21 protein-coding genes are annotated in these 19,626 nt (G+C 72.1%); 18 read left to right on the forward strand and 3 right to left on the reverse strand.

Annotated elements, in window-relative coordinates:
- Positions 1 to 23 precede the first annotated feature (23 nt).
- The 12 genes from ACFWRO_RS33955 to ACFWRO_RS34010 all read left to right on the forward strand — a co-directional run bounded on the left by ACFWRO_RS33955 (position 24) and on the right by ACFWRO_RS34010 (position 12,808).
- Positions 24 to 650, forward strand: coding sequence for an NUDIX domain-containing protein (locus ACFWRO_RS33955; protein WP_384517494.1), 627 nt, complete (start codon positions 24 to 26; stop codon positions 648 to 650).
- Positions 651 to 822: 172 nt separating this feature from the next.
- A complete protein-coding gene (locus tag ACFWRO_RS33960; protein WP_384517497.1) occupies positions 823 to 2,811 on the forward strand; it encodes a tetratricopeptide repeat protein in 1,989 nt (662 codons plus the stop codon).
- Between the two features lie 146 nt (positions 2,812 to 2,957).
- A complete protein-coding gene (ald, locus tag ACFWRO_RS33965; RefSeq protein WP_384517500.1) occupies positions 2,958 to 4,073 on the forward strand; it encodes an alanine dehydrogenase in 1,116 nt (371 codons plus the stop codon).
- A 435-nt stretch (positions 4,074 to 4,508) separates the two neighbouring features.
- Positions 4,509 to 5,534: a ParA family protein gene (locus tag ACFWRO_RS33970; RefSeq protein ID WP_329125763.1), complete on the forward strand. Its 1,026-nt coding sequence runs from the start codon at positions 4,509 to 4,511 to the stop codon at positions 5,532 to 5,534.
- The gene (locus ACFWRO_RS33975) at positions 5,531 to 6,085 is read left to right on the forward strand and encodes a hypothetical protein (RefSeq protein WP_384517562.1); all 555 of its coding nucleotides are present in this window, start codon (positions 5,531 to 5,533) and stop codon (positions 6,083 to 6,085) included. Before ACFWRO_RS33970 ends, ACFWRO_RS33975 begins: the two co-directional genes overlap by 4 nt.
- Before the next feature lie 46 nt (positions 6,086 to 6,131).
- Positions 6,132 to 7,304, forward strand: coding sequence for a segregation/condensation protein A (locus ACFWRO_RS33980; protein ID WP_384517503.1), 1,173 nt, complete (start codon positions 6,132 to 6,134; stop codon positions 7,302 to 7,304).
- Positions 7,301 to 7,921, forward strand: coding sequence for an SMC-Scp complex subunit ScpB (scpB, locus tag ACFWRO_RS33985; protein ID WP_384517506.1), 621 nt, complete (start codon positions 7,301 to 7,303; stop codon positions 7,919 to 7,921). Before ACFWRO_RS33980 ends, scpB begins: the two co-directional genes overlap by 4 nt.
- A complete protein-coding gene (locus ACFWRO_RS33990) occupies positions 7,921 to 9,174 on the forward strand; it encodes a pseudouridine synthase (RefSeq protein WP_384517509.1) in 1,254 nt (417 codons plus the stop codon). The genes scpB and ACFWRO_RS33990 overlap by 1 nt, the downstream gene beginning before the upstream one ends.
- 115 nt (positions 9,175 to 9,289) lie before the next feature.
- Entirely contained in the window at positions 9,290 to 9,946 is a 657-nt protein-coding gene (gene pnuC / locus ACFWRO_RS33995; RefSeq protein WP_384517512.1) for a nicotinamide riboside transporter PnuC, read from the forward strand.
- Complete coding sequence (locus tag ACFWRO_RS34000) at positions 9,943 to 11,022, forward strand: AAA family ATPase (protein ID WP_384517515.1); 1,080 nt, start codon at positions 9,943 to 9,945, stop codon at positions 11,020 to 11,022. Before pnuC ends, ACFWRO_RS34000 begins: the two co-directional genes overlap by 4 nt.
- Positions 11,019 to 11,774 carry an NUDIX domain-containing protein gene (locus ACFWRO_RS34005; protein ID WP_384517518.1) on the forward strand — a complete coding sequence of 252 codons (756 nt, stop codon included), beginning with the start codon at positions 11,019 to 11,021 and terminating at the stop codon, positions 11,772 to 11,774. Before ACFWRO_RS34000 ends, ACFWRO_RS34005 begins: the two co-directional genes overlap by 4 nt.
- A gap of 8 nt (positions 11,775 to 11,782) precedes the next feature.
- Positions 11,783 to 12,808 carry an ADP-ribosylglycohydrolase family protein gene (locus tag ACFWRO_RS34010; protein ID WP_384517564.1) on the forward strand — a complete coding sequence of 342 codons (1,026 nt, stop codon included), beginning with the start codon at positions 11,783 to 11,785 and terminating at the stop codon, positions 12,806 to 12,808.
- A 16-nt stretch (positions 12,809 to 12,824) separates the two neighbouring features.
- Here ACFWRO_RS34010 and ACFWRO_RS34015 read toward each other — a convergent pair whose 3' ends face one another.
- The 3 genes from ACFWRO_RS34015 to ACFWRO_RS34025 are packed head-to-tail and all read right to left on the reverse strand — an operon-like array spanning position 12,825 to position 14,418.
- A complete protein-coding gene (locus ACFWRO_RS34015) occupies positions 12,825 to 13,532 on the reverse strand; it encodes a DNA polymerase beta superfamily protein (protein WP_384517521.1) in 708 nt (235 codons plus the stop codon).
- Positions 13,533 to 13,542: 10 nt separating this feature from the next.
- Positions 13,543 to 14,037, reverse strand: a complete 495-nt coding sequence (locus ACFWRO_RS34020; protein WP_384517524.1) for a Rieske 2Fe-2S domain-containing protein — start codon at positions 14,035 to 14,037, stop codon at positions 13,543 to 13,545.
- 45 nt (positions 14,038 to 14,082) lie between these two features.
- Positions 14,083 to 14,418, reverse strand: coding sequence for a DUF952 domain-containing protein (locus ACFWRO_RS34025; RefSeq protein ID WP_384517527.1), 336 nt, complete (start codon positions 14,416 to 14,418; stop codon positions 14,083 to 14,085).
- A gap of 120 nt (positions 14,419 to 14,538) precedes the next feature.
- Between ACFWRO_RS34025 and ACFWRO_RS34030 the strand changes: the two genes are divergently transcribed.
- From ACFWRO_RS34030 to der, 6 genes are all read left to right on the forward strand, one after another.
- Positions 14,539 to 14,967 carry a YidB family protein gene (locus tag ACFWRO_RS34030; protein ID WP_384517530.1) on the forward strand — a complete coding sequence of 143 codons (429 nt, stop codon included), beginning with the start codon at positions 14,539 to 14,541 and terminating at the stop codon, positions 14,965 to 14,967.
- A gap of 131 nt (positions 14,968 to 15,098) precedes the next feature.
- Positions 15,099 to 15,461 (forward strand): chorismate mutase, encoded by a 363-nt coding sequence (aroH, locus tag ACFWRO_RS34035; RefSeq protein ID WP_384517534.1) that lies wholly within the window; start codon positions 15,099 to 15,101, stop codon positions 15,459 to 15,461.
- Positions 15,458 to 16,546 (forward strand): prephenate dehydrogenase, encoded by a 1,089-nt coding sequence (locus ACFWRO_RS34040; RefSeq protein WP_384517537.1) that lies wholly within the window; start codon positions 15,458 to 15,460, stop codon positions 16,544 to 16,546. The genes aroH and ACFWRO_RS34040 overlap by 4 nt, the downstream gene beginning before the upstream one ends.
- Positions 16,547 to 16,651: 105 nt before the next feature.
- A complete protein-coding gene (gene cmk, locus ACFWRO_RS34045; RefSeq protein ID WP_384517540.1) occupies positions 16,652 to 17,338 on the forward strand; it encodes a (d)CMP kinase in 687 nt (228 codons plus the stop codon).
- The gene (locus tag ACFWRO_RS34050) at positions 17,293 to 17,979 is read left to right on the forward strand and encodes a lysophospholipid acyltransferase family protein (RefSeq protein ID WP_384517543.1); all 687 of its coding nucleotides are present in this window, start codon (positions 17,293 to 17,295) and stop codon (positions 17,977 to 17,979) included. Before cmk ends, ACFWRO_RS34050 begins: the two co-directional genes overlap by 46 nt.
- A 79-nt stretch (positions 17,980 to 18,058) precedes the next feature.
- A complete protein-coding gene (gene der / locus ACFWRO_RS34055; RefSeq protein WP_384517546.1) occupies positions 18,059 to 19,507 on the forward strand; it encodes a ribosome biogenesis GTPase Der in 1,449 nt (482 codons plus the stop codon).
- Positions 19,508 to 19,626: the final 119 nt, after the last annotated feature.

A 19,626-nucleotide genomic window follows, 5' to 3' on the forward strand; every position in this document is an offset into this window, starting at 1 on the left:
GTGGTGAGGGTGGAAGGACGCAGATGGAGTTGCAGGACACCCCGGAGGAGTGGCGGGTCGCCGGCACGACGACCCCGTTCCAGGGAAAGAAGACGAGCGTCCGCACGGACGAGGTGGTCATGCCCGACGGGTCCGTCGCGCACCGCGACTACCAGGTCCACCCCGGCTCGGTGGCGGTCGTCGCCCTCGACGACCAGGACCGGGTGCTGCTCCTGAAGCAGTACCGGCACCCCGTGCGGCAGAAGCTCTGGGAGATCCCGGCCGGCCTCCTCGACGTACCCGGGGAGAACCCGCTGCACGCCGCGCAGCGCGAGCTGTACGAGGAGGCGCACGTCAAGGCGGAGGACTGGCGGGTCCTGACCGACGTGTACACGACGCCCGGCGGCAGCGACGAGGCGGTACGGATCTTCCTGGCGCGGGACCTGTCCGAGGCACAGGGCGAACGCTACGAGGTCTCCGACGAGGAGGCCGACATGGAGCTGGCCCGGGTCCCGCTCGCGGAGGTCGTGCGCGGCGCGCTCGCGGGCGAGCTGCACAACAACTGTCTGGTCCTGGGCGTCCTTTCGCTGTTCGCCGCGCGCGCGGGCGACGGCATCGACGCGCTGCGCCCGGCCGACGCGGAGTGGCCGGCCCGGCCGTTCGAGTCGTGACCGCCCCGCCTGGGCCAACCGGAGTGGTGGTCTGACGATCTGCTGATCCGATCGGGGGATTGTTCCGCCCTGCTCCGCCGGGTCGGGCGCACGCCCTGAACTACGCTCGGGATCACCCGTGCGGAGACCCCCGCGGGATCGGCTCGTGCGCAGGTGGACGGGAGCGTGGCCCGTGACGGATCAGGCGGTGGCGGCGGCGGGCGGGGTGCGGAACTTCTACGGCCGGCAGCGTGAGTTGAAGGCCCTGCGCGCCGACATCGAACGGACCGGACTCGACACCCTCGCCGGCCACAAGGCACCCCGCGCGCGCGTCCTCCTGATCGCCGGACGCCCCGGCTCCGGGCGGACCGCGCTCGCCGAGGAGCTCGTCGCCGGACTCGCCACCGCCTACCCCGACGGGGTGTTCCGCGCCCGGCTCACCGAACCCGGCGGCGACCCGGTCCCCACCGCGCGGGCAGCCCAGGCCCTGCTGAAGGACCTCGGCGTCGACGAGCCGCCCGGCGCGGGGGAGGACGAGCTGACCGAACTCGTCCGCGACGCCCTCGTCGAGCGCCGGGCGGTCCTCGTCCTCGACGACTCCGTCGACGCCGAACAGGTCGACCCGCTGATCCCGGACAACCCCGACGCCCTCGTCGTCGCCGTCGCCAAGGGGCCGCTCACCGGCATCCCCGACGTCCGGCCCTGCACCCTCGGCGGCCTCGACCCCAAGTCGGCGATCGAGATGCTCACCGGCTACACCGGCTCCGTGCGCGTCACGGTCGACCCGCAGGCCGCCGAGAGCCTCGCGGAGGAGTGCGGCGGGCAGCCCGCCGCCGTCGTCCTCGCGGGCGGCTGGCTCGCCGCCCGCCCCAAGTCCTCCGTCGCCGACCTCGCCAAGCGGCTGCGGGTCCTCTCCGGCGACCCGCTCTCCCGCGCGTTCCAGCTGGTCCACGAGTCCCTGGCGCAGCCGGCCGCCCGGATACTGCGCTACCTCACCCTCGCCCCGCTCGGCCGGGCCGACGCCCACACCGCCTCCGCCCTGGCCGGCTGCTCCGTCTCGGCGGCGGCGACCACCCTGGCCGACTTCGTCGCCCTCGGTCTCGTCACCGAGGGCGAGGACGGCCAGTACGAGCTGCCCGGCCATCTCGTCCCGGCGCTCCGCGAGCGGATGGAGGAGCGCGACCGGCCCGCCGAGGTACAGCTCGCCCGCGCCCGGATGCTGGAGCGGACCGTACGGCTCCTCCAGTCCTGCCGGGCGGTCACCGAGCCCGAGGGGTCCCCGGCCCACAAGAAGCTCGCCGGACTGCCCCGCGCCCTGCGCTTCCCGGGCGTGCCCGCCGCCGCCGACTGGCTGGAGAGCCGCCGGCCCGTGCTGCTCGCCTCCGCCCGCCTGGCCGTCGCCGACGGCGAGCTCGACACCCTGGCCCGCCGGCTGGTCGCCGCCCTGGTCAGGGCCGAGACCGCACACCGGGGCGCCGAGGCCGCGGCGCCCGAGCTCTACGGCCTGCACCGGCTGGTCCTGGACGTCGCCGAGCGGCGCGGACTGCACCGGGAACGGGCCGCCGCGCTGCTCAATCTCGCCGATCTCGACGCCAGGACCGGCCGCACCCAGGACGCCCTGGCCCGCTACCGGGCCGCTCTGGACGCCGGACGGGCCGCGAACGACCCGTACGCGATCGGCCGCGCGATGGAATCCGTAGGCGGTTCCCACCAGGAGCTGGGGGACTGGCAGCGGGCCGCCGACTGGTACGGGCGGGCCCTCGCCCAGCGCCTCGCCCGGGACGAGCGCGCCGACCAGGCCCGGCTGTACGCCCGGCTCGGCGCGGTGCAGACCTACGCCGGCCGCTACGGCGAGGCCCTGCGGAACTGGCGCGCCGCCGCCGCGGGCTACCGGCGCCTGGCCGATCTCCCCGGCCACGCGCGGGCGTTGAGCGAGGCGGCCCGGGTCCAGGAGTACGCCGGACGGCCCGAGGAGTCGCTGCGGACCTGCGAGGAGGCGGTGGAGTGGGCCCGGCGTGCCCAGGACGTGCGGCTTCAGGCCGCGCTCCAGCTCCGGCTCGCGGACACCCTCGACCGGCTCGGAGACCCCGCTGCGGCCCGTTTGCACCGGTCCGCGGCCGAAAGGCTCCTCGGAGGCGAGACTTCCGCCTACGAAATCCGTAGTGCTTCCGTCGAAGAATAATGCTTTGCAAGGCTAGACACGGGGAACTCCTTCATTAGACTGGGTGAGCCGCGATCGACCGCGGTCTGCCCCGGTGCGTCTCCTTGCATCCGGGTATGTATCGCATTGCACCCCCGTTTCCCCTGATTCAAGGACCGTGATCGACGATGAAGGTCGGCATCCCCCGCGAGGTCAAGAACAACGAGTTCCGCGTGGCCATCACCCCCGCCGGTGTCCACGAGCTCGTCCGCAACGGCCACCAGGTCTTCATCGAGCAGAACGCCGGTGTGGGTTCCTCGATCACGGACGAGGAGTACGTCTCCGCCGGTGCGCAGATCCTGCCCACCGCCGACGAGGTCTGGGACACGGCCGACCTGCTGCTCAAGGTCAAGGAGCCCATCGCGGAGGAGTACCACCGCCTCCGCAAGGACCAGACCCTCTTCACGTACCTGCACCTCGCCGCCTCCCGCGAGTGCACGGACGCTCTCCTCGAGTCCGGCACCACCGCCATCGCCTACGAGACCGTCGAGACCGCGAACCGCGCCCTGCCGCTGCTCGCCCCGATGTCCGAGGTCGCGGGCCGTCTGGCCCCGCAGGTCGGCGCCTACCACCTGATGCGCTCGGTCGGCGGCCGCGGCGTGCTCCCCGGCGGCGTCCCCGGCACCCACGCCGGCGAGTGCGTCGTCATCGGCGGCGGCGTCTCCGGCTGGAACGCCACCCAGATCGCCGTCGGCATGGGCTTCCACGTGACCCTGCTCGACCGCGACATCAACAAGCTCCGCGAGGCCGACAAGATCTTCGGCACCAAGGTGAAGACGATCGTCTCCAACGCCTACGAGCTGGAGAAGGCCGTCATCGAGGCCGACCTCGTCATCGGCGCCGTCCTCATCCCGGGCGCCAAGGCCCCGAAGCTGGTCACCAACGAGCTCGTCGCCAAGATGAAGCCCGGAAGTGTCCTTGTCGACATCGCGATCGACCAGGGCGGCTGCTTCGAGGACTCGCACCCGACCACCCACGCCGAGCCGACCTTCCAGGTCCACAACTCGGTCTTCTACTGCGTCGCCAACATGCCGGGCGCGGTGCCGAACACCTCCACGTACGCCCTCACCAACGCCACGCTGCCCTACATCGTGTCGCTGGCGAACAACGGCTGGGTCGAGGCGCTGCGCCGCGACGCCGCGCTGGGCCTGGGCCTCAACACCCATGACGGCAAGGTGGTTTACAAGGAGGTCGCCGAGGCGCACGGCCTCGAGCACGTCGAGCTGACCACCCTCCTGGGGTGACCTTCCCCGGCGTCGCGTCAAGGCGCGCCGTCAACCTCACGCATCCGGCCACGTCCGGGGCGCCGCGCAACTCGCCTCGAACGTAACCCTTTAACCGTTTCGCACACCCCCGAAACGTGCGGATGCGTGGCCGCGCACCCTTGACAGAGAGGTGTTCGGTTGCCGACACAACGGGCCGGGTCCGGCGGATTGTGTTGCTGCGGAGCGGTGACACGCCATAGAGTCGCCAACCGTCGGCATGGTGCCACGCTGACCTATCGATAAATGTTCCTGGTGACATCCAAGGAGGTAAGACGACTTGTGAATGAGTCGACATTTACTCCCGGGGGCGGACAGCCAGGAATCCCTGTCGGCTCCGTCGCCGTCCGGACGTTCGCGACAGCCGCGAACCACGCGACCCACGCGACGCATCAGCCCGTGACGACAGCCCACACGATGAAGATGATGGACGGCCTACACGTGAACGCCACGGCCGGCAACGAGAGTGGCCGAGAGTCCACCCACTTCGCCGCCTACGACGAGGTGCCCGAGGGGCACTTCTACGACCCTGACGCCGAGTACGAGCCCGACCCGGAGTACGCGGCCACCCTCGCACCCGACGCTGCCCGTCAGCGCCGCGAGCGGATCGGCCCCACCGGACGGCCGCTGCCGTACTTCCCGATCCCGGGTCCGCTGACCGACCACGGCCCCGCGAAGATCATCGCGATGTGCAACCAGAAGGGTGGTGTCGGCAAGACCACGTCGACCATCAACCTGGGTGCCGCGCTCGCGGAGTACGGACGGCGGGTGCTGCTCGTCGACTTCGACCCGCAGGGAGCCCTGTCGGTCGGTCTCGGTGTGAACCCGATGGAGCTCGACCTCACCGTCTACAACCTGCTCATGGAGCGGGGCATGTCGGCGGACGAGGTGCTCCTCAAGACCGCCGTGCCCAACATGGACCTGCTGCCGAGCAACATCGACCTCTCGGCGGCCGAGGTGCAGTTGGTCAGCGAGGTCGCGCGCGAGTCGACGCTGCAGCGCGCCCTGAAGCCGCTGATGAACGACTACGACTACATCGTGATCGACTGTCAGCCCTCGCTCGGCCTGCTGACCGTGAACGCCCTGACGGCGGCTCACAAGGTCATCGTGCCGCTGGAATGCGAGTTCTTCGCGCTGCGCGGTGTGGCGCTGCTGACCGAGACGATCGAGAAGGTCCAGGAGCGGCTCAACCCGGAGCTGGAGCTCGACGGCATCCTCGCCACGATGTACGACTCCCGTACGGTGCACAGCCGTGAGGTGCTCGCACGCGTGGTCGAGGCCTTTGACGACCACGTCTACCACACCGTCATCGGCCGTACCGTGCGCTTCCCGGAGACCACGGTCGCCGGTGAACCGATCACGACGTACGCGTCGAACTCGGTGGGTGCCGCCGCCTATCGTCAGCTCGCCAGGGAGGTGCTCGCCCGGTGTCACGCCGAGTGAGTCTGCCCGGCGCCGACGAACTGTTCCGTACGACCGGGGGGATGGCGCTGCAGTCCTCCTCGCCCCGTGGCCGGGTACCGGCTCCGGCGGGCGAGAGCGACACGGAGGCGGCGGAGGGCGGCTCTGCTTCCGGGCCCGGATCGGGTTCGGGCAGCGGTCCTGGCTCAGGTTCCGGCTCGGGCCGGGGCTCCGGTTCCGGTTCCGCCGAGCACTCGGCGGCGCAGCCCGCGGAGCAGTCGGAGCCGCGGTCGCGTGGGGCGGAGTCCCAGGCTTCCGCGCCGGTCCCGGCGCCCGCCGCCCAGGGGCGCAGGCGCGGCCGGTCGCCGAACCGGCGGCCGAGCGGGCGCGAGCGGCACGACGAGAAGATCACGGTCTACGTCTCCGCCGAGGAGCTGATGGACCTGGAGCACGCCCGCCTGGTGCTCCGGGGCGAGCACGGCCTGGCCGTGGACCGGGGCCGGATCGTCCGTGAGGCGGTCGCGGTGGTCCTGGCCGACCTGGAGTCCCGGGGCGACGCGAGCATCCTCGTGCGCCGCCTTCGCGGTCGCTGAGGGTAGCCTGCGGGCTGCGAAGCCCCCTGCTCCTCCCAGGACCCCGATGCCTCCACCCCCTGCCGAAACGTCCCGCCCACCGCGCCGCCGCGCCCTGGGCCAGGGCCCTGGCACGGGCCCGCCCCCGCCCGGGGGGCCGGAGACCCCCGGCCAGCCTCCGGAGGAGCCGACGGAGGCCCTGGAGGCTGTTGCGGAGGCCGTGGAGCCTGCGGAGGCCCCGGAGGCCGTGAAGTCCGCGGAGTCCCTGGAGCCTGCGGAGGCCGTCGAGGTTCTGGAGCCCCTGGAGCCTGCGGAGTCCCCGGAGGCCGCCCCGGCTGTCCCGCCGGGCGAGCCCGCGACGCCACCGGCTCCCGAGCGCCTGCCCGCGGAAGGCGAGGCGCCTGCGGGCGCCCGCCCGGGCGCGCACGGGGAAGCCCCCGCGCCCGGCGACGACGGGCGGTTCACCGTTCGGCTGGCGAACTTCGAGGGGCCGTTCGACCTGCTCCTCCAGCTCATCTCCAAGCACAAGCTCGACGTCACCGAGGTCGCCCTCTCCAAGGTCACCGACGAGTTCATGGTGCACATCCGCGCCATGGGCCCCGACTGGGACCTCGACCAGACCACCGAGTTCCTCGTCGTCGCCGCGACCCTGCTCGACCTCAAGGCCGCCCGGCTGCTGCCCGCCGCCGAGGTGGAGGACGAGGCCGACCTCGCGCTCCTGGAGGCGCGGGACCTGCTCTTCGCGCGGCTGCTGCAGTACCGCGCGTACAAGCAGATCGCCTCGATCTTCGAGGACCGCTGGGACACCGAGGGGCGGCGCCACCCCCGTACCGTCGGCCTGGAGGCCCACCACGCCGAGCTGCTGCCCGAGGTCGTCATCTCCATCGGCGCCGAGGGCTTCGCCAAGCTCGCGGTGAAGGCGATGCAGCCGAAGGCCAAGCCGCAGGTGTACGTCGACCACATCCACGCCCCCCTCGTCAGCGTCCGCGAGCAGGCCGGGCTCGTCGTGGCCCTCCTGCGCGAGCGCGGGAGCGTCAGCTTCCGGGAGCTCGCCGAGGGCGCCGCCGACACCCTCACCGTCGTCGCCCGCTTCCTCGCCCTCCTGGAGCTCTACCGCGAGAAGGCGGTCTCCCTCGACCAGGAGGACGCCCTCGGTGAGCTGACCGTCACCTGGGTCGGCGGGGAGCAGGAGACGCGGGTCACCGACGAGTTCGATCAAGTAGTGGAGGAGAAGGCATGAGCGAACTCGGGCACGACCTCAAGCCCGCCCTCGAAGCCGTTCTCATGGTCGTCGACGAGCCGGCCACCGAGGTCCACCTCGCCAAGGTCCTGGAGCGGACCCCGCGCGAGGTCGGCGACGCGCTGCGCGAGCTCGCCGACGAGTACACCGTGCAGCGCCGCGGCTTCGAGCTGCGCCTCGTCGCCGGCGGCTGGCGCTTCTACTCCCGCCCGGAGCACGCCGCCGCCGTCGAGGCCTTCGTCCTCGACGGCCAGCAGGCGCGCCTCACCCAGGCGGCCCTGGAGACCCTCGCCGTCGTCGCGTACCGCCAGCCGGTCAGCCGTTCCAGGGTCTCCGCCGTGCGCGGAGTGAACTGCGACGGGGTCATGCGCACCCTCCTCCAACGCGGTCTTGTGGAGGAGGCGGGCGCGGAACCCGAAACAGGTGCGATCCTGTACAGGACGACGAACTACTTCCTGGAGCGGATGGGCCTGCGCGGCCTGGAGGAGCTCCCGGAGCTCGCGCCCTTCCTCCCCGAGGCGGACGCGATCGAGGCGGACACGCTGGAAGGAGTCCCGTCGTTCGATCCGGATCTCCCGGATCGTGAAGACGCAGACGACAAGACGACGGACATTTGATGCGAAGCAGCAGCGGCAGGAACAGCGGAAACAACGGCGGGAGCCGTGGTGGCAACAGCGGTGGCCGCGGCGGCAGCGGCGGCGGCGGCCGCTCGGGCGGCAGCGGCGGCGGTGGCGGTGGCCGCCCGAGCGGCGGCGGTGGCGGTTACCGGGGTGCCGGTGGCGGCGGCCGCGCGGGCGGTAGCGGTAGCGGCAGTGGTGGCGGTTACCGGGGTGCCGGTGGCGGCGGTGGCCGCGACGACAGGCAGGGCGGCGACCGGCCGCGCAACCCGCGCCCCGAGGAGCGCCGCTACGACGTGGGCAGCGCGTCCGAGGCCCCGAAGAAGGGCCGCGGTCCCGCGGCCCGCGGTGGCGCCAAGGGCGGCCCGAAGTCGCCCCAGGGCGGTACCCCGCCTCGTCGTGGCCCGCACGGGCAGCGGCAGTCCCCGGCCCGCTCGCGTGAGCTCGACGCCAAGATCGAGCAGCGCAACCGCGAGCGGTACGAGAACCGGCCCGAGATCAAGACCCCGAAGACCTTCCCGGGCGCCGAGCAGGAGGGCGAGCGGCTGCAGAAGGTGCTCGCCCGCGCCGGCATGGGCTCGCGCCGCGCCTGCGAGGAGCTGATCGAGCAGGCCCGCGTCGAGGTCAACGGCGAGATCGTCCTGGAGCAGGGCAAGCGCGTCGACCCGGAGAAGGACGAGATCAAGGTCGACGGTCTGACCGTCGCGACCCAGTCGTACATCTTCTTCGCGCTGAACAAGCCGGCCGGTGTCGTCTCCACGATGGAGGACCCCGACGGCCGCCAGTGCCTCGGCGACTACGTCACCAACCGCGAGACCCGGCTCTTCCACGTCGGCCGGCTCGACACCGAGACCGAGGGCATCATCCTCCTCACCAACCACGGTGAGCTGGCCCACCGCCTCACGCACCCCAAGTACGGGGTGAAGAAGACCTACCTGGCCGCCATCACCGGTCCGCTGCCCCGCGAGGTCGGCAGGCTGCTCAAGGACGGCATCCAGCTGGAGGACGGCTTCGCCCGCGCCGACCACTTCCGCGTCGTGGAGCAGGTCGGCAAGAACTACCTGGTCGAGGTCACGCTGCACGAGGGCCGCAAGCACATCGTGCGCCGGATGCTCGCCGAGGCGGGCTTCCCGGTCGAGAAGCTGGTCCGCACCTCCTTCGGCCCGATCGGTCTCGGCGACCAGAAGTCCGGCTGGCTGCGCCGCCTGACCAACACCGAGGTCGGCATGCTGATGAAGGAAGTCGGCATGTAGTCCCGTACACAGGACCTGAAGAAGCCCGTGACCGCTCGCCGGTCGCGGGCTTTTTCGTACTTGTGGGCGAAGCCCGGGGCCCTTTATAGTCAACATGACTCTTAAGGAGGTGGGTGTGAGCCTCGCGGACGTACTCGAACCCTTGCAGCAGCCGCTCTTCACCCTGCTCGACACCCCGGTCAGCTGGACCGAGGTCCTCGGCTTCGGCACCGGGGCGCTCTGCGTCTGGCTGGTCGCCCGCCAGCACCTCGCCAACTGGCCCATCGGCATCGCGAACAACATCTTCTTCGTCCTGCTCTTCACGCAGGCGGGGCTCTACGCCGACGCCGGCCTCCAGATCGTCTTCATCACCCTCGCCATGTACGGCTGGTGGACCTGGACCCACGGGGGTGGACCAGGCTCCGACACCCTCCCGGTGCGCCGCACCATGCGCACGGAGTGGACCTGGCTGCTCACGGCGGGGGTGGTGGGGACCCTCGGCCTCACGCTGCTGCTCGACCGCGCGACCGACTCGACCGTCCCGTTCTGGGACGCGCTGACGACCGCGCTCTCCCTCATGGCGACGTACGGCCAGTGCAGGAAGCGGCTCGAGTCCTGGTGGCTCTGGATCGCCGCCGACATCGTGTACGTGCCCCTGTACGCGTACAAGGAGCTGTACCTGACCGCCCTGCTGTACGTCGGCTTCATGACGCTCTGCGTCCTCGGCCTGCGCGGCTGGAGCCGCGACCTCGACGCGCGGAGCCGTACGGTCGAGAGGGAGGCGGTCGCGTGAAGCGCTACGGACACGGTCTGGTCCTCGGCAAGTTCTATCCGCCGCACGCCGGCCACCACCATCTCGTCCGCACCGCCCGCGAGCGCTGCGAGCGCCTCACCGTGCTCGTCTGCGCCTCCTCCGTGGAGACCCTGACCCTGGACGCGCGGGTCGCCTGGATGCGGGAGGTCCACCCCGACGCGCTGGTCGTGGGGGCCGTCGACGACATCCCCGTCGACCTCCATGACCCCGATGTGTGGTCCGCCCACATGGCCGTCTTCCGGGGCGCGGTGCGCGAGCCGGTCGACGCCGTCTTCACCTCGGAGCCGTACGGGGAGGAGCTGGGCCGCCGCTTCGGCGCCGAGGCCGTGTGCGTCGACCCGGACCGTACGCTCTTCCCCGTCTCCGGCACCGCCGTCCGCAAGGACCCCGTCGGCTCCTGGGACTTCCTCGAAGCCCCGGTGCGCGCCGCGCTCACCCGCCGCGTGGTCGTGCTCGGCGCGGAGTCCACGGGTACGACCACGATGGCCCGGGCCCTCGCCGAGCACTACCGGGCGCGGGGCGGGGTCTGGGCCCGTACGCGCTGGGTGCCGGAGTTCGGGCGGGAGTTCAGCGAACTCAAGCTCGCCGAGCTGCGCGCCCTGCGTCCCGAGGCCACCTGGGAGGACGTGGCCTTCCACTCCGAGGACTTCCCGCTCATCGCGCTGCGCCAGGCGGAGGCGGAGGAGGAGGCGGCGCGGACCGGTTCGCCCGTGCTCTTCTGCGACACCGACGCCTTCGCCACCACCATCTGGCACGAGCGGTACATGGGCACCACGAGCCCGGCGACCGGCGAGATCGCCGCGCGCGGCCGGCAGCACCTGTGGCTGCTGACCGACCACCGGGGTGTCGCCTTCGAGGACGACGGGCTGCGCGACGGGGAGCACCTGCGGCCCTGGATGACGGCCCGCTTCCACACCCAGCTGGCCCACACCGGGCGCCGTGCGGCCATGCTCACCGGACCGCACGAGGAGCGCCTCGCGGCGGCGGTCGCCGCCGTGGACGCGCTGCTCGCGGAGGGCTGGGACCTCGCCGACCCCCTGCCGGAGCGCCGATGACCCCGCCACCGCCTCCGCTTCCGTCCTCGGCCGTTGACGGCTACGACGCCAGCTCCTTCGAGCCCTTCGCCGTCACCGTGGACCTCGCCGTCTTCACGATCCGCGCCGACCGGCTGAACGTCCTGCTCGTCGAGCGGGGGCAGCAGCCGTACGAAGGGACCTGGGCGCTCCCCGGCGGCTTCGTCATGCCCCGCGAGTCCGCCGAGGTTGCCGCCCGACGTGAACTGGCCGAGGAGACCGGTCTGTCCGACGACACCGTCTCCGGACTCCACCTCGAACAGCTGCGGACGTACAGCGAGCCGGACCGGGACCCCAGGATGCGGGTCGTCTCCGTCGCCTTCGCCGCGCTCGTCCCGGACGCCCCGGAGCCGCGCGGCGGCGGCGACGCGGCGCGGGCCCGGTGGATGCCGTACGGCAAGCACGGCGGGCTCGCCTTCGACCACGACCGGATCCTCGCCGACGCGCACGACCGGGTCGGCGCCAAGCTCGAGTACACGTGTCTCGCCACCGCCTTCTGCCCGCCCGAGTTCACCATCGGCGAGCTGCGGCAGGTGTACGAGACGGTCTGGGGCGTCGAACTCGACCGCCCCAACTTCAGGCGCAAGGTCCTCACCACGCCCGGCTTCGTCCAGGCCGTGGAGGGGCCGCCGCGCCTGACCGGCGGACGGGGGAAACCGGCCGCTCTCTACCGGGCGGGGGAGGCCACGGCCCTCCACCCGCCGTTGCTGCGACCGGAAGGACGATCCACATGACTCATCCCATGACGCGCCACGCGACGAAGCAGGGCGCCACGGGCGCGTTGCTCGGCCTCGCGCTCGGGGACGCGCTCGGCTTCCCGACCGAGTTCCACGACGTGCCGTCGATCCTGGCGAAGTTCGGCCCCTGGCGGGCCATGGAGCTGCCGGTGCAGCGGGGCACGGCGTACATCACGGACGACACGCAGATGACCCTCGCCGTGGCGCGCGGCATCCGGACCGCCATGGACCGGAGCGTGCTCGCCCCGCGGTCGATGGAGCCGCCGGTCCGCGAGGAGTTCGTGGCCTGGTACCACTCCCCGGAGAACAACAGGGCGCCCGGCAACACCTGTCTGAGCGCCTGCGACCTCCTCGACAGCGACCGAGTGTGGCAGGACGCCAGCCAGATCCACTCCAAGGGGTGCGGCGCCAATATGCGTGTGGCGCCGCTCGGGCTCGTGCCCGGTCTGAGCGAGGAGCAGCGGGCCGGCGCGGCCCAGCTCCAGGCGGCCCTCACCCACGGCCACCCCACCGCGCTCGCCGCCTCCGACCTGACCGCGCGCGCCGTGTACCTGCTCGCCCAGGGCGTCGACCCGACGGGCCTGGTCGGTCACCTGCGCTCGTACGCGTACGAGAACCGCTCCGTCTACCGCGAGGCCTGGCTCGGCGACCTGTGGACCCGCTCGCAGGACCCGTCGGCCCGGCACTTCGTGGAGCGCGGTTGGGACGAGTGCCTGGCGGTCCTGGAGCGCCTGGACGCCGTGCAGCGCACGGCGGACCCGGAGCTCGACCCCTGCACGTACGCGGGCGACGGCTGGATCGCCGAGGAGGCCTTCGCGACCGGCCTCCTCTGCTTCCTGCTCTTCCCCGAAGAGCCCCTCACCGCCCTCCGCCGCGCCGCCTGCACCCGAGGCGACTCGGACTCGATCGCCTGCCTCGCAGGCGCCTTCGCAGGCGCCCACCTGGGCGCGGCGGCCTGGCCCGACGCATGGACGAACCCCCTCGAACACCGCACCGAACTCCTCACCCTGGGCGCCCTCTGGGACGCGTGAGCGCGGGCGCCTTCGGCTAGACGGAGTTCGGGGCGTTCAGCGCCTGCAGGGCTGACGTGCGGCGGGCGCGGATCAGGAAGTCTTGTACGCGGGCGTGGTCCGGGGACGTGGGGAGGGGGGACTTGGTCGCTGCCGTGTCGGCCTCTTCCGTCAGGCGGGTCATCCAGGACTCGACCTCCGGCCAGGGGACCTCGCCGCGCTTCACCGCCAGGAGGCGGTCGCGGTCGGTGCCTACGTGGATGGTCAGTTCGCCGGTGCGGAGCAGGTCGCGGCAGCTCATCAGGAGGCGCAGCAGGTGCATCGCGTGCTTCCAGCGCGGCTCGCCGTACTGGCGGACGTCCGCGTCGAGCTTCCTGCGCTGCCCGCCCGCGTAGCGCACGAAGGTCTGGTGGGCCTGGCGGGAGAGGAACGCCTCGCGGAGCGCGATCAGTTCGCGGCCGGTGTCGTCGATGTGCTCGACGACGGGGGAGTGCAGGCACTCCAGGACGTTCGGGTTCGCCCGCAACGCCAGTTCGCAGAACCGTTCCAGCTCCCAGCTGAACTGCTCCTCCGCGGGCCCCTCCACATGCGCCGGCGGCTTGTCGAAGCGCCAGAACAGCGGCGTCGGGGCGAGGAAGACACCCCGGCGGTCGGTGTCGCTGTCCTCGGTCTCCAGACCGAAGGCACGCGACCCCATGACACAGGAGTAGATCGTGTGGTCGCGCACCAGGTCTGCCGAATTCATGCGGGTCAGGCTACGCGAGGGTGATGGAGTCCCCCGACACGGTGATCTCCTCCGCCGGGAGCGGGCGCGTGGCCGGTCCGGTGACCACCGAGCCGTCCGTGATACGGAACTTGGAGCCGTGGCACGGGCAGTCGATCGTGCCGTTCTCGACCTTCCCGACGATGCAGCCCTGGTGGGTGCAGATCGCCGAGAACGCCTTGAAGTCACCGGCGGTGGGCTGGGTGACGACGACCTTCTCCTCCTTGAAGATCGTGCCGCCGCCGACCGGGACGTCGCCCGTCGTCGTCAAGGCGTCCCCGGCCGGCGCCGAGGTCGGGGCCGCCGTCGGCGAGGAGGTTCCCGGCGCCGACGTGGTCGGCTCGGCCGTGGTCGCCGGGCCCGTGGGCGTCGGGCTGTCGGTCGTACCGCCGTTGTCGCCGTCGGAGCCGCAGCCGGTGGCAAGGACGGCGACGGAACCCGCACCGGCCAGCAGCACGGTACGGCGGTTCGTGGCTTCAGGATTCATGCCGTACAGCTTCGCCGCGCGCCCCGCCCGCCGTGGGCAACACGCCTAGACCCAGGGCGTCAGCTCCCTCGCACGGCCGTCGGAGTCCCGGCGCACCTCCAGGACGCCCGTGACGGCCGACCGCTCGATCGGCCCGTAGACGTGCGGGAAGAGCGCGTCCTCCGAACCCTCCCAGCGCACCTCCGCGGCGAGGCTCGACTCGTCGACGACCAGGACGAGGAGCGGACCGGGCACGTCCCGGTAGTGCGCGTCCGCGACCGTCAGCGCCGCGCTCTCGTCCGGCGAGCAGTGCACGAAGCCCTCCGAGGCCAGCGAGGGCGGGGCGTAGGGGCGTTCGGGATCGGCGGACCATTCGTCCAGCGGTACGACGTGCAGCAGCATGCCGACAGTTGTACCGCGCGCCCCGCGACCCCCTCCGGACACCCCGAGTACCCCGAGTGGCGGAATGATCCGGTCTGGGTGACATTGGCCGTGTTCCGTACCGGAGTGAAAGGCAGGACCATGGCTGGAAACGATCTCGGCAGTCTGCTCGGCGGCCTCCTGGGCGGCAGCGGGCAGCAGGGCGCCGCCGGCGGGGGCAACATCCTCGGCTCCCTGCTCGGCGCGCTGATGGCCGGCGGCGGCAAGGGCGCGGCCGACGGCTCCAACCCGCTGGGCGGACTGATGGACATGCTGACCAAGTCGGGCCTCACCGACCAGGCACAGTCCTGGGTCGGCAACGGCGAGAACAAGCCGGTGACCGGCGAACAGGTCGCCCAGGCGCTCCCCGACGAGACGCTCCAGAAGGTCGCCCAGGACGCCGGAGTCAGCCCCCAGCAGGCCGCCGACGAGATCGCCCAGGTCCTGCCCCAGGCCGTCGACAAGCTGACCCCCCAGGGCCAGGTGCCGTCGGGCTCGCTGGAGGACCTCATCAAGCAGCAGAAGCTCTGACCCGAGCCCCGACCCACCCGGCGGCGGCCCCCTCGTCTCGGAGGGCGGTCGCCGCGACGGCGTGTCCGCGGGGCTGACTAGGCTGATCGGAGCATTCTCGACAGAGGTCCAGGTCAGGTAAGGAGCACGACGTGGCGGTACGAGCGGTCCGAGGCGCCGTCCAGCTGGAACGGGACGAGGCCGGACACATGAGCGAGCAGGTCGAGGAGCTGCTCACCGCCGTCCTGGAACGCAACGGCCTCAACCCCGACGACCTGATCAGCATCTGGTTCACCGCCACCCCGGATCTGCACAGCGACTTCCCGGCCGCCGCCGCGCGCCGGATCGGCATCGTCGACGTGCCGCTGATCTGCGCGCAGGAGCTGGACATCGAGGGCGCCATGCCGAGGGTCGTACGACTCCTCGCGCACATCGAGTCGGAACTGCCCAAGTCCGCGATCGCGCACGTCTACCTCGGTGCCGCGGCCGCCCTGCGCAAGGACATCGCCCAGTGAGAACCGCGCTCGTCATCGGAACCGGCTTGATCGGCACCTCGGCGGCGCTCGCGCTCGCCGGACGCGGCATCGCCGTCCACCTCCGCGACCACGACCCCGCCCGCGCACGCACGGCGGCGGCGCTCGGCGCCGGCACCGACGAGGCGCCCGAGGGGCCCGTCGACCTCGCGATCGTCGCCGTACCCCCGGCGCACGTTGCCGGCACGCTGGCCACCGCCATGCGCGAGGGCGTCGCGCGCGGCTACCTGGACGTCGCGAGCGTCAAGGGCGGCCCCAAGCGCGAGCTGGAGGCGCTGGGCCTCGACCTCACCGCGTACATCGGCACGCACCCGATGTCCGGCAAGGAGCGCTCAGGCCCGCTCGCCGGCACCGCCGACCTCTTCGAGGGCCGCCCCTGGGTCCTCACGCCGACCCGCGACACCGACACCGAGGTCCTGAACCTGGCCCTGGAGCTGGTCGCGCTCTGCCGCGCCGTCCCGGTGGTCATGGACGCCGACGCCCACGACCGCGCGGTCGCGCTCGTCTCGCACACCCCGCAGCTGGTCTCCTCGATGGTCGCCGCCCGCCTGGAGGAGGCGGACGAGACGGCGGTACGGCTCTGTGGGCAGGGCATCCGCGACGTCACCCGGATCGCCGCCTCCGACCCGCGCATGTGGGTCGAGATCCTGTCGGCGAACCCCGGTCCCGTCGCCGACGTCCTCTCCGGCGTCGCCGCCGACCTGGACGAGACGGTCCGGGCGCTCCGCTCGCTCCAGTCCTCCGACGAGGACAAGCGCCGCGAGGGCACCGACGGCGTCGAGGACGTCCTACGCCGGGGCAACGCGGGGCGCGCCCGGGTCCCGGGCAAGCACGGCGCGGCACCGACGCAGTACGAGACCGTCGCCGTCCTCATCAGCGACCAGCCGGGCGAGCTGGCCCGCATCTTCGCGGACGCGGGCCGCGCGGGCGTCAACGTCGAGGACGTCCGCATCGAGCACGCGACCGGGCAGCAGGCCGGTCTGGTCCAGCTCATGGTCGAGCCGTCGGCCGCGCCCACGCTCGGCGCGGCGCTGCGGGAACGGGGCTGGGCCCTGCGGACCGGGTGATCGAAGGGGGCCGCGGAGGGTGCTCGGCCAGACGGGTGGCCGGGACTCGGTAACCTTGGGGTGGCCCCCCGCGTTCCGGGCGGCCTCTCCGCTCACCCCAGGAAGGTGTTCCCCACCGTGGAAACCGTGATCGTCGCCATCGACGGGCCCTCCGGCACGGGCAAGTCGAGCACCTCGAAGGCGGTTGCCGCCAAGCTGGGGCTGAGCTACCTCGACACCGGCGCGCAGTACCGGGCGATCACCTGGTGGATGATCAGCAACGGCGTCGACGTCCACGACGCCGAGGCCGTCGCCAACGCCTCCTCGAAGCCCGTGATCGTCTCCGGCACGGACCCGTCCCGCCCGACGATCACCGTCGACGGCGCCGACGCCGCCGGGCCCATCCGTACCGAAGAGGTCACCTCCAAGGTCAGCGCCGTCAGCGCCGTCCCCGAGGTGCGGGCCCTGATCACCGAGCTGCAGCGGACCATCGCCCGGAGCGCCGAGGGCGGCATCGTCGTCGAGGGCCGGGACATCGGCACCACCGTCCTGCCGGACGCCGACCTCAAGATCTTCCTCACCGCGTCCCCCGAGGCCCGTGCCGCCCGCCGCTCCGGCGAGCTCAAGGGCGCCGACGTGGCCGCCACCCAGCAGGCCCTGATCAAGCGGGACGCGGCGGACTCCAGCCGCAAGACCTCCCCGCTCGCCAAGGCCGACGACGCCGTCGAGGTCGACACCACCGACCTCACCCTTGACCAGGTCATCGAGTGCGTCGTGACCCTCGTCGAGGAGAAGAGGGCGGCATCGAAGTGACCCAGCCCTCCAAGCGGGGCGCCGCCGTCGGGCACGGCATCGGCATCGGGCTGATGCACGGCCTGTGGAAGCCGCGCGCCCTCGGCGCCTGGCGGGTGCCGGCCGCCGGCCCCGTCATCCTCGCCATCAACCACGCGCACAACATCGACGGCCCCATGGTCCAGGGCACGGCCCCCCGGCCGGTGCACTTCCTGGTCAAGAAGGAAGCCTTCGTGGGGCCCCTCGGGCCCTTCCTGGAGCGCATCGGGCAGGTCAAGGTCGACCGGCACGGCACCGACCGGAACGCGATAGGCAACGCTCTCGCGGTCCTGGAGCACGGCGGAGTCCTCGGGATCTTCCCCGAGGGCACCCGCGGCGAGGGCGACTTCGCCGCCCTGCGTGCCGGCCTCGCGTACTTCGCGGTCCGCAGCGGGGCGCCGATCGTCCCGGTGGCCGTACTGGGAAGCACCGATGGCCGCGGACGGTTGGTCAAGGCACTGCCTCCGCTGCGCAGCCGCGTCGACGTCGTCTTCGGCGAGGCCTTCGAGGCCGGTGACGGCACCGGCCGTCGCACCCGCAAGGCCCTGGACGAGGCCACCGTACGTATTCAGGAGCGGCTGACCGCCCACCTGAAAAACGCCAGGCGCCTCACCGGGCGCTGAGCGACACTCTCAGTAGTGGGCCCCGGGGCTCAGGCCCGTCGAGGACCCACCGACCACGAATGATCAAGGAACGGACTTCATGAACGACCAGCACGACCACGGGGCACTTGGCGACGCCGAGTACGCGGAGTTCATGGAGCTCGCCGCGGTAGAGGGCTTCGACGTCGAGGAGGTCGAAGGCGCGATCGAGGAGGCCGGGCACGGCCCGCTCCCCGTCCTCGCCGTCGTCGGCCGCCCCAATGTCGGCAAGTCGACCCTGGTGAACCGGATCATCGGCCGCCGCGAGGCCGTCGTCGAGGACAAGCCCGGCGTCACCCGCGACCGCGTCACCTACGAGGCCGAATGGGCCGGCCGCCGCTTCAAGGTCGTCGACACCGGCGGCTGGGAGCAGGACGTCCTCGGCATCGACGCCTCCGTCGCCGCCCAGGCGGAGTACGCCATCGAGGCCGCCGACGCCTGTGTCTTCGTCGTGGACGCCACCGTCGGCGCCACCGACACCGACGAGGCCGTCGTCAAGCTGCTGCGCCGCGCGGGCAAGCCCGTCGTCCTCTGCGCCAACAAGGTCGACGGCCCCTCCGGCGAGGCCGACGCCACCGCCCTGTGGTCGCTGGGCCTCGGTGAGCCGTACCCGGTCTCCTCGCTGCACGGCCGCGGTACGGGCGACATGCTGGACGCCGTCCTGGAGGCCCTGCCCGAGGCCCCCGCGACGACCTTCGGCAACGCGATCGGCGGCCCCCGCCGCATCGCGCTCATCGGCCGCCCGAACGTCGGCAAGTCCTCGCTCCTGAACAAGGTCGCCAACGAGGACCGAGTCGTCGTCAACGAGATCGCCGGCACCACCCGCGACCCGGTCGACGAGCTGATCGAGCTCGGCGGCAAGGTCTGGAAGTTCGTCGACACCGCCGGCATCCGCAAGAAGGTCCACCTCCAGGAGGGCGCGGACTACTACGCCTCCCTGCGCACCGCCGCCGCGGTCGAGAAGGCCGAGGTCGCCGTCGTCCTGATCGACACCACCGACAACATCTCGGTCCAGGACCAGCGCATCATCACGATGGCCGTGGAGTCGGGCCGCGCGCTCGTCATCGCGTACAACAAGTGGGACGAGCTGGACGAGGAGCGGCGCTACTACCTGGAGCGCGAGATCGAGACCGAGATGCAGCAGGTCGCGTGGGCGCCCCGGGTCAACGTCTCCGCCAAGACCGGCCGTCACATGGAGAAGCTCGTCCCGGCGATCGAGACCGCGCTCGCCGGCTGGGAGACCCGCGTCCCCACCGGCCGCCTCAACGCCTTCCTCGGCGAGCTGGTCGCCGCCCACCCGCACCCGGTCCGCGGCGGCAAGCAGCCCCGCATCCTCTTCGGTACGCAGGCGGGCACCAAGCCGCCCCGGTTCGTCCTCTTCGCCTCCGGCTTCCTGGAGGCCGGCTACCGCCGCTTCGTCGAGCGCCGGCTGCGCGAGGAGTTCGGCTTCGAGGGCACGCCGATCCACATCTCGGTGCGGGTCCGCGAGAAGCGCAGCCGTAAGAAGTAGGAAACGGATACGGCGGAGGGCCGGGGCAGATCGCCCCGGCCCCCCCCCCGAAACCGCGACCGCCCAAACCCCCCCCGCAAAACCAGGGAGGTAGTAAAAACAAAAAAAAAGAGCGACCA

Origin of the sequence: Streptomyces sp. NPDC058579, from assembly GCF_042718575.1 — a bacterium.
GTDB lineage: Bacteria > Actinomycetota > Actinomycetes > Streptomycetales > Streptomycetaceae > Streptomyces.